Source organism: Kitasatospora sp. NPDC059462 (assembly GCF_042749955.1).
Lineage (GTDB): Bacteria > Actinomycetota > Actinomycetes > Streptomycetales > Streptomycetaceae > Kitasatospora.
Map to the genome: position 1 here is coordinate 9,246 of NZ_JBHYUU010000167.1, position 8,663 is coordinate 17,908.

Genomic DNA, 8,663 nt, shown 5'->3' on the forward strand with positions numbered 1-8,663 from the left:
GGGGGGGCGGGCCCGGCCCCCCCGCGGGGCGGGCGGCGCGGGCGGGGGGGGGGGGCGGGCCCCCCACCCCCCCCCGCCGGCGGGGGGCGCCCCCCGCCGCCCCCCCCCCCCCACCCCTGGGGCCCGCCCCTCGGACGCGCACCGCTTCTCCGGACGCGGGCAGCGGGCACCGGCACCGGCTCCGGCGCCGGCCCGGAAATACCCGGGGCCCGCGCGCGGCTGTGGTGTGCGGAAGCCGTACCCGGCCGGGAGCGGGGACCCCGGGCCCGAAGGGGCCCCGCACCGGCCGGGACCGTTCAGGAGGTGCAGCGCACGATGGGTGACGAGCAGATGACCGGCGACTACCGGATCGAGCACGACTCGATGGGCGAGGTCCGGGTGCCGGCCGGGGCGAAGTGGCAGGCGCAGACGCAGCGGGCGGTGGAGAACTTCCCGGTGTCCGGCCAGCGCCTGGAGCGGGCGCACATCGCCGCGCTGGCCCGGATCAAGGCCGCCGCCGCGCGGGTCAACGCCCGGCTCGGCGTGCTGGACGAGGAGACCGCCGCCGCGATCGCCTCCGCCGCCGAGGAGGTGGCGGCCGGGCGCTGGGACGCCGAGTTCCCGGTGGACGTCTTCCAGACCGGTTCGGGCACCTCGTCCAACATGAACACCAACGAGGTGATCGCCACCCTGGCCGGCGAGCGCCTCGGCCGCCCGGTCCACCCCAACGACCACGTCAACGCCAGCCAGTCGTCCAACGACGTCTTCCCGTCCTCGATCCACATCGCCGCCACCGCCGCCGTCAGCCAGGAGCTGATCCCGGCGCTGGAGCACCTGGCGGAGGCGCTGGAGCGCAAGGCGGCGGAGTTCGCGGACGTCGTCAAGGCGGGGCGCACCCATCTGATGGACGCCACGCCCGTCACCCTCGGCCAGGAGTTCGGCGGCTACGCGGCGCAGGTGCGGCACGGGCGGGAGCGGCTGCTCGCCACCCTCCCCCGGGTCGCCGAACTGCCGCTGGGCGGTACCGCAGTGGGCACCGGCATCAACACCCCGCCCGGGTTCGCGGCGGCGGTGATCGAGGAGGTCGCCCGCACCACCGGGCTGCCGCTGACCGAGGCCCGCGACCACTTCGAGGCACAGGGCGCGCGGGACGGCCTGGTCGAGCTGAGCGGCCAGCTGCGCACCGTCGCCGTCGGCTTCACCAAGATCGCGAACGACCTGCGGTGGATGGGCTCGGGGCCGCGCACCGGTCTCGGCGAGCTGAACCTGCCGGACCTCCAGCCCGGCTCCTCGATCATGCCGGGCAAGGTGAACCCCGTCCTGCCCGAGGTGGTGCTGATGGTCGCGGCCCAGGTGATCGGCAACGACGCCACCGTCACGGTGGCCGGGGCGAGCGGCAACTTCGAGCTCAATGTGATGCTGCCGGTGATCGCCCGCAACGTCCTGGAGTCGGTCCGGCTGCTCGCCGCCGGCGCCCGGCTGCTGGCCGACCGCGCGGTGGACGGGATCACGGCCAACGCCGAGCGGGCCCGGGAGTACGCGGAGTCCTCGCCGTCGGTGGTGACGCCGCTGAACCGGTACATCGGCTACGAGGAGGCCGCCAAGGTCGCCAAGCAGGCGCTCGCCGAGCGCAAGACCATCCGTCAGGTGGTGCTGGAGCGCGGCTACGTCGAGCAGGGGCGGCTCACGGTGGAGCAGCTGGACGAGGCGCTGGACGTGCTGCGGATGACCCGGCCGTAGCCGCCGGACGGGATCGCGCCCGGGGCGCGGACGGCGGCGCCGCCGTCCGCGCCCCGGGTGTCGGGCTCGCGGTGACCGTCAGCCCCTGGCCCGGCCGGCCCGGCCGCGCCGCATCGCTGCTCCGTTCGACGTCATCGTCGCCATCGAGATGGCGGCGAGCCCCAGCAGGAACATCACGGCGCCCGCGATCAGGCAGGTGATGATGTTCCGGCCCCGGTCCGCCTCGCCGGAGACGGCCCACGGGGAGATGATCGTCCACGCGCCGAGCAGGGTCGCCGCCCAGGCCCGTGCGTGGGTGCGCTCGTACGCCGAGCCGTAGCCGGCCATCAGCACGCAGTAGGCGATGCCGACGATCAGGCAGGTGACGGTGAGCGTGTTGAACGCGGTGAAGCCGACGATCCACGGCGAAGCCGCCAGGAACAGACCGGCCAGAACGGCCAGGGCCTCGACGGCCTGGGCCCGCGGGGTCAGGGTGACCCGCTCGTAGTGCTCCCGGAGTTCGACGATGTCCGGATGGTGCTCCATGCCCATCGGCGCTTGGGTCGACACCGATACCACCTCCTAGGTTGCGAACATGGAGGGCTCTAGCCCAGTACCATTCTGGCGCCGTTCGACCGTTTTGCACCTTTTGACCTGGGCGGTTACCCTTCCGCGCCCACGCCGCTGCGGCGGGTGAGCTCCGTCTCACCGCCGCCCGCCGCCCTTGCCTATGCAATTCGTTGCATAGCAGGATGCCGCCCATGGCACTGGAGCACGCGATCCTCGTCTCGCTGCTGGAACGGCCCGGCTCCGGCTACGAGCTGGCCCGGCGCTTCGACCGGTCCATCGGCCGCTTCTGGACCGCCACCCACCAGCAGATCTACCGGGTGCTGCGGCGGATGGAGGCGGACGGCTGGGTCCGCGCCGAGGAGGTCGCCCAGGACGGCCGGCCGGACAAGAAGGTGTACTCGGCGGCCCCGCCCGGCCGTGCGGCACTCGCCGCCTGGCTGCGCGAGCCCGTCGAGCCGGAGACCGTCCGGCACGAGCTCGCCGTCCGGATCCGGGCGGCGGCCTTCGACGACCCGGCCGCGCTGATCCCCGAGGTCGAGCGCCACCGGGAGGGCCACGCCGCCCTGCTCGCCCGCTACCTGCACGGCGAGCGGCGCGACTTCCCGGGCGCCGGCGGACCGGACACCACCGGCCCCGGGGCCACCGACCCCGGGGCCGCCGGCCCGGACCCGGCCCCGGCCCCGGCCGCGCTCGACGCCCGGCAGCGGCTCCAGCACGTGGTGCTGCGCGGCGGCATCGAGTACGAGCGGATGACGATCGCCTGGCTCGACGACGTGCTCGCCACCCTGCGCGAGCTGGCCGGCGGCCCGGACGACCCGGGCCGCTAACCCCCTCTCCCCCCACCCCTCACCCTCACCCTCACCCTCGACCCCCGGGAGCCCGCGATGCTCTTCAACCCGCGCACCTACGACCCCGCGCAGTTCGACGAGCCGACCCGCCGGCTGCTGCGCGCGACCGTCGACTGGTTCGAATCGCGTGGAAAGAAGGCGCTGATCGACACCTACGTCGACCGCGCCTGGTACGCCGACTTCCTCGACTTCGCCGCGAAGGAGGGCCTGTTCGCCGAGTTCCTGACGCCCTCCGCCGCCGATCCGGCCAAGCGCTGGGACACCGCCCGGATCGCCGAGCTGAACGAGATCCTCGGCTTCTACGGCCTCGGCTACTGGTACACCTGGCAGGTCACCATCCTGGGCCTGGGCCCGGTGTGGCAGAGCGAGAACGAGGCCGTCCGGGCGCGCGCCGCCCGGCTCCTGACGGAGGGTCACGTCATGGCGTTCGGCCTCTCCGAGCGCGGCCACGGCGCCGACATCTACTCGACCGACATGATCCTCACCCCGGACGGCGAGGGCGGCTTCACCGCCACCGGGTCCAAGTACTACATCGGCAACGGCAACGTCGCCGGGCTGGTCTCGGTCTTCGGCCGCCGCTCGGACGTCGAGGGACCGGAGGGCTACGTCTTCTTCGCCGCCGACAGCCGCCACGAGGCGTACCACCTGGTGAAGAACGTGGTCAACGCCCAGATGTACGTCAGCGAGTTCCGGCTGGAGGAGTGCCCGGTCCGCGCCGAGGACGTGCTGCACACCGGCAAGGCGGCCTTCGACGCCGCGCTGAACACCGTCAACGTCGGCAAGTTCAACCTGTGCACCGCCTCGGTCGGCATCTGCGAGCACGCCATGTACGAGGCCGTGACGCACGCCCGCAACCGGGTGCTGTACGGCAAGCCGGTCACCGACTTCCCGCACGTGCGCCGCGAGTTGACCGACGCCTACGCGCGGCTGGTGGCGATGAAGCTGTTCTCCGCGCGGGCGGTGGACTACTTCCGCACCGCCTCCCCCGAGGACCGCCGCTACCTGCTCTTCAACCCGATGACCAAGATGAAGGTCACCACCGAGGGCGAGAAGGTCATCGACCTCATGTGGGACGTCATCGCGGCCAAGGGCTTCGAGGCGGACACCTACTTCGACAAGGCCGCCAAGGACATCCGCGGCCTGCCGAAGCTGGAGGGCACCGTCCACGTCAACCTGGCGCTGATCCTCAAGTTCATGGCGAACCACCTGTTCGACCCGGCCGAGTACGCCCCGGTGCCGACCCGGCAGGACGCCGCCGACGACGCCTTCCTGTTCCGGCAGGGCCCGGCCCGCGGCCTGGGAGCGATCCGCTTCCACGACTGGCGGGCCGCCTACGACGCCCACGGCCACCTGCCGAACGTCGCCCGGTTCCGCGAACAGGCCGACGGCTTCTGCGAGTTGCTGCTGAACCACGCACCGGGCACGGAGCAGCAGGCGGACCTCGACTTCCTGCTGGAGATCGGCCAGCTGTTCGCGCTGATCGTCTACGGGCAGCTGGTGCTGGAGCAGGCCGCGCTCACCGGGCTGGACGCGGACCTGCTGGACCAGGTCTTCGACGCGCTGGTGCGGGACTTCTCCGCGCACGCCACCGAGCTGCACGGCAAGGCGTCCACCAGTGAGGCCCAGGCGGCGTGGGCCCTGGCGCACGTGCGCCGCCCGGTCGCGGACGGCGCACGGGCGGCGAAGGTGTGGGGCATGGTCGAGGCGCTCTCCGGCGCGTACGAGATGGCCCCGTAGGCGGACCTCCGGGGGCGTCGGCCGCACGGCGGACCGGCGCCCCCGGAGCGTTCCGGCGCGTCGTCAGAAGGTGAGCTTCCAGCTGTCGATGTAGCCGGTGTCCTGCGGGCCGGCGTCCTGCACCTTGAGCTTCCAGGTGCCGTTGGCCGGCACGGCGGAGGCGTTCACGGTGTACGTGGTCTGCACGTTCGCCGCGGAGTCGCTGCTGGAGGACTTGAGGCGGAAGGCGGTGCCGTTCGGCGCGACCAGGTCGATGACGAGGTCGCCGCGGAAGGTGTGCTTGATGTCCACGCCGACCTGGAGCGCGGCCGGGGCGTTGCCGGTGCGGCCGGTGACGGTGATGTCGGAGGTCACGGCCGAGCCATAGTCGGGGATCTGGACGTCGGCGGTGTTCTCGAAGACGGTGCCGGTGGGCGGGGTGGTGCTGCCGGCCGCGAGGGTCCAGATCGCGTGGGCGATGGCGTCGCTCATCCGGTCCAGCGCGGTGTCGTTGATGTTGGCGCTGGTGTCGCAGGAGGAGTGGTAGCACCGGTCGAAGGGCTGGCCCGCCGTCCCGCCCCACTTGGCGGCCTGGGCGCTGGTCTTGGTGTAGTCGGCGCCGCTGAACAGGCCGCCGACGCGGATGCCGGCGTTCTGGAACGGGGCGTGGTCGGAGCGGCCGTCGCCCTCGAAGTCCTGCTCGGTGCTGATGCCCAGGCCGGCGAAGTAGTCGCGGAACAGGGCGTCGAGCGCGCTGTCGTAGCGGTAGGTGAAGTAGCCGGGGTTGGGCGAGCCGATCATGTCGAAGTTGAGGTAGGTCTCGATCTTCGAACGCTCGGTGGCGCCGAGGCCGTTGACGTAGTTCTTGGAGCCGACCATGCCGTACTCCTCGGCGCCCCACCAGCCGAACCGCAGGTGCTTGGTGGGCTTGAGGCTGGCCCGCGAGACGGCGAGCGCGGTCTCCAGGACGCCGGCCGAGCCGGAGCCGTTGTCGTTGATGCCCGGGCCGCCGCTGACGGAGTCGAGGTGGGCGCCGGCCATCACCACGTGCGAGGTGTCGCCGCCCGGCCAGTCGGCGATCAGGTTGTAGCCGGTCGATCCGTTGTAGCTGAAGGTCAGCAGGGTGGTGGTGTAGCCGGCCGCGTCCAGCTTGCCCTTCACGTAGTCGATCGAGGCCTTGTAGCCGGTGCGGCCGTGGGCGCGGTTGCCGCCGTTGGCGGTGGCTATCGACTGGAGCTGGGCCAGGTGCGCCTTGACGTTGGCGACCGGGATGTCGGGGGCGGCGGCCACCGTCGGCGCGGCGGGGGCGCCGGCCGGGGCGGGGGCCGCCGAGGCGGCGGGGACGAGGAAGGCGGCCGCGAGGGTGACGGCGGCAGCGGCGGACAGGGCGGTTCGGCGCAGGCGGGATCGCCGCGGGGCGCGCTCGGTCAATGGGGGCTCCGGTATCCGGTGGGGCAGAACGGAAGCGCGCCACTTCGCGGGCGGCAGGGGGGTACTGAGGGGGCGTGGGGCCACCGGCCGCGCGGAAAAGTTGACGCGACCATGATGATTGGGCGAAGCGAGGTCCCCGTCAAGGGGCGGCGGAGCGGCGACGACCGATATCCGTCAGCCGTCGGCGGTCAGGCGGCGGCGGTCAGGCGGCGGTCAGGCGTCGACCGGCGGCAGCTCGGGCGTGCGGGGCAGCACGGCCCGGACGACGGCGCCGCCGTCGTGGTTGCCCGTCTCGAACCGGCCGCCCAGCTCCTCGGCCCGCTCGGCCATCGACCGCAGCCCGACGCCCGAACCGGCCCGCCGGACGGCCCCGGCGCCTCCCCCGCCCCCCGCGTGGAAGCCGCGGCCGTCGTCCCAGACCTCCAGCACCACCGCCTCCGGACGCACCCGCAGCGTCAACCGGGCCCGCCCGGCGCCCGAGTGGCGCAGCACGTTGTGCAGCGCCTCGCCGCTGATCCGCAGCGCCGCCACCTCGACGGCGGCCGGCAGCGCGGGCGGCGGGTCCGGGTCCAGCACCAGGGAGATCCTCACCCGCGCCCCGTCCAGCTCCGCGACCAGCCGCCGCAGCGCCACCGCGAGCCCCTCCCCCGCCAGCGCGGCGGGCGCCAGCCCCTCGGTGATCCGGCGCAGTTCGTCGATCGCCTGCCCGATCCCGGCCGACACCGCGATCAGCGAGCGGGCCGCCGGGGAGTCCTCGGGCACGGCGGCCCGCGCGGTGTCGACGCCGAGCCGCAGACCCGACAGGGTCGGGCCGAGGCCGTCGTGCAGATCGTGCCGCAGGCGCCGGCGCTCCTCCTCCCGGGCCAGCACGATCTGCCGCCGCCCGCGCTGGAGCTCCTCGTACATCCGCAGCGAGGCGATCGCGGGCGCGGCCTGGTCGGCGAGGAAGCGCAGCACCTCGTGGTCCTGGGCGTCGAGTTCGGGCTGCCCGGTGCGCGGCGGCGCGTAGAGGTCCCCGATCACCGCGCCCTCGTAGCTGAGCGGGAAGACCTGGCTGGCGGGCCCCAGGGTGCCGACGGAGGCGAGCTCGTGCGGGCCGGTGCGGGTGTGCAGCACGACCCGGGCGCCGGGCAGGCCGAGGGCGGTCACCACGGTGTCGCAGAGCAGCGGCGGCGCGTCGGCGGGGCTGACGGCGCGGCTCAGCCGTTCCGCGAGCGCCCGCACCACCTGGTAGGGGCGGGCGCGGTCGCCGTAGTAGAAGCGGTCGACGGCCCGCACCACCCAGCGGGTGGTGGGCCCGAGCAGGCCTCCGATGGCCAGCGCCGCGGCGGCGAGCAGCTGCGCGGGGGCGCTGCTGGCCTGCGGCACGGCGCGGCGCAGCAGCAGCGCGACGCCGAGGTAGCCGGCGATCAGCAGGGCGGTGAGGGCGAGGACGCTGAGCATCCGGCGGGTCGCCCGGTCGAGGTAGCGGGAACGGTCGCGGGTGAAGGCGTAGCCGACCGCGCCGAGCATCCACAGCGCGGAGCCGGCGAAGTAGGCGACCGCCGCGACGCTCTCCGAGCTGCCGAGCCGCAGCGCGATGTTGGTGGTGACCAGCCAGACCAGGTAGGGCACCAGGACGGCGGTCACGCTGCGGTGCGGCCGGGCGGAGCGCCGCCAGCGGACGGCGGCGACGGCCAGGCTGGCGGCGACCAGGCCCCAGGCGACCAGGGTGGCGTGCCATTCGTCCAGCGGCAGTCCGCGCCCGGGCGGCAGCAGGACGTCGCCGTGGTAGGGCAGCGGGCTGCGCAGGCGGACGGCGCACGCGTGCACGGCGCTCCACAGCGCGATGGCCGCGACGAAGGCCCGGCCCGGTCCGCCTGGCAGCCGCCCCTCGGGCAGCCAGAGCGGGAGGGCGAGCGAGACGAAGATGAACAGGGCGACGGAGGCCAGCAGCAGGGCCGCGCCGAGGGCCTTCGCCGCCGGTCCCGCGTCGGTGACCGCGGCGGCGAGGAGGACGAAGCGGGACAGGCAGCCGCCGAGGCCGGCGGCGAGCAGGCAGCGGCCGAGGCTGCGGCCGGCCGGCGCGGCGGCGGGGGCCGGGGCGGCGCCGTCGGGGGCGGGTGCGGCGCGGTGGGCGAGGACGAGCAGCCCGGAGAGCGCGAAGGCGAAGCCCAGCAGGACGGTCTCGCCGTCGTGGAGGTAGAACGGGGCGGTCCACGGGGCGTTCGGGTGGGTGACGGCGAGCAGGACCCAGCCGAGCCCGCTGAGCAGGGTCGCGACGCAGACCCAGGCCGCCGGGCCGAGGACGGCGCGCCGGGGCGCGGCCGGGTGCGGCGCCGGGGGCGCCGTGGTGGCGGACGAGCCCGCCGGGCCGGGCGGGCGGGCGGGCCGGGTGGCCGGGCCGGCGGTGTGCCGGGC

The 8,663-nt window shown here is 74.5% G+C and carries 6 protein-coding genes; 3 read left to right on the forward strand and 3 right to left on the reverse strand.

The genetic code is table 11. The features are described 5' to 3' along the window. Positions 1 to 315 precede the first annotated feature (315 nt). Positions 316 to 1,719, forward strand: coding sequence for a class II fumarate hydratase (locus ACFXAM_RS30620; protein WP_380296159.1), 1,404 nt, complete (start codon positions 316 to 318; stop codon positions 1,717 to 1,719). Positions 1,720 to 1,797: 78 nt separating this feature from the next. On the opposite strand, the gene ACFXAM_RS30625 is transcribed toward ACFXAM_RS30620, so the two are convergent. Further along, on the reverse strand, positions 1,798 to 2,268 hold the full coding sequence (locus ACFXAM_RS30625; protein ID WP_380296153.1) for an SPW repeat protein: 471 nt from the start codon (positions 2,266 to 2,268) through the stop codon (positions 1,798 to 1,800). 191 nt (positions 2,269 to 2,459) lie between these two features. Between ACFXAM_RS30625 and ACFXAM_RS30630 the strand changes: the two genes are divergently transcribed. Continuing rightward, on the forward strand, positions 2,460 to 3,095 hold the full coding sequence (locus tag ACFXAM_RS30630; protein ID WP_380296155.1) for a PadR family transcriptional regulator: 636 nt from the start codon (positions 2,460 to 2,462) through the stop codon (positions 3,093 to 3,095). 57 nt (positions 3,096 to 3,152) lie between these two features. Continuing rightward, positions 3,153 to 4,853 carry an acyl-CoA dehydrogenase family protein gene (locus ACFXAM_RS30635; RefSeq protein ID WP_380296156.1) on the forward strand — a complete coding sequence of 567 codons (1,701 nt, stop codon included), beginning with the start codon at positions 3,153 to 3,155 and terminating at the stop codon, positions 4,851 to 4,853. Between the two features lie 63 nt (positions 4,854 to 4,916). On the opposite strand, the gene ACFXAM_RS30640 is transcribed toward ACFXAM_RS30635, so the two are convergent. Together ACFXAM_RS30640 and ACFXAM_RS30645 are read right to left on the reverse strand one after the other, a co-directional pair. Continuing rightward, a complete protein-coding gene (locus tag ACFXAM_RS30640) occupies positions 4,917 to 6,263 on the reverse strand; it encodes a M28 family metallopeptidase (RefSeq protein WP_380296157.1) in 1,347 nt (448 codons plus the stop codon). Between the two features lie 213 nt (positions 6,264 to 6,476). After that, on the reverse strand, positions 6,477 to 8,663 hold a 2,187-nt coding region (locus ACFXAM_RS30645; protein WP_380296158.1), incomplete at its 5' end, for a histidine kinase.

Excerpts from the sequence above, each read along its gene's own strand:
- ACFXAM_RS30630 (WP_380296155.1), top strand. The coding sequence starts at position 2,460 with ATGGCACTGGAGCACGCGATCCTCGTCTCGCTGCTGGAACGGCCCGGC.
- ACFXAM_RS30620 (WP_380296159.1), top strand. The coding sequence starts at position 316 with ATGGGTGACGAGCAGATGACCGGCGACTACCGGATCGAGCACGACTCG.
- ACFXAM_RS30635 (WP_380296156.1), top strand. The coding sequence starts at position 3,153 with ATGCTCTTCAACCCGCGCACCTACGACCCCGCGCAGTTCGACGAGCCG.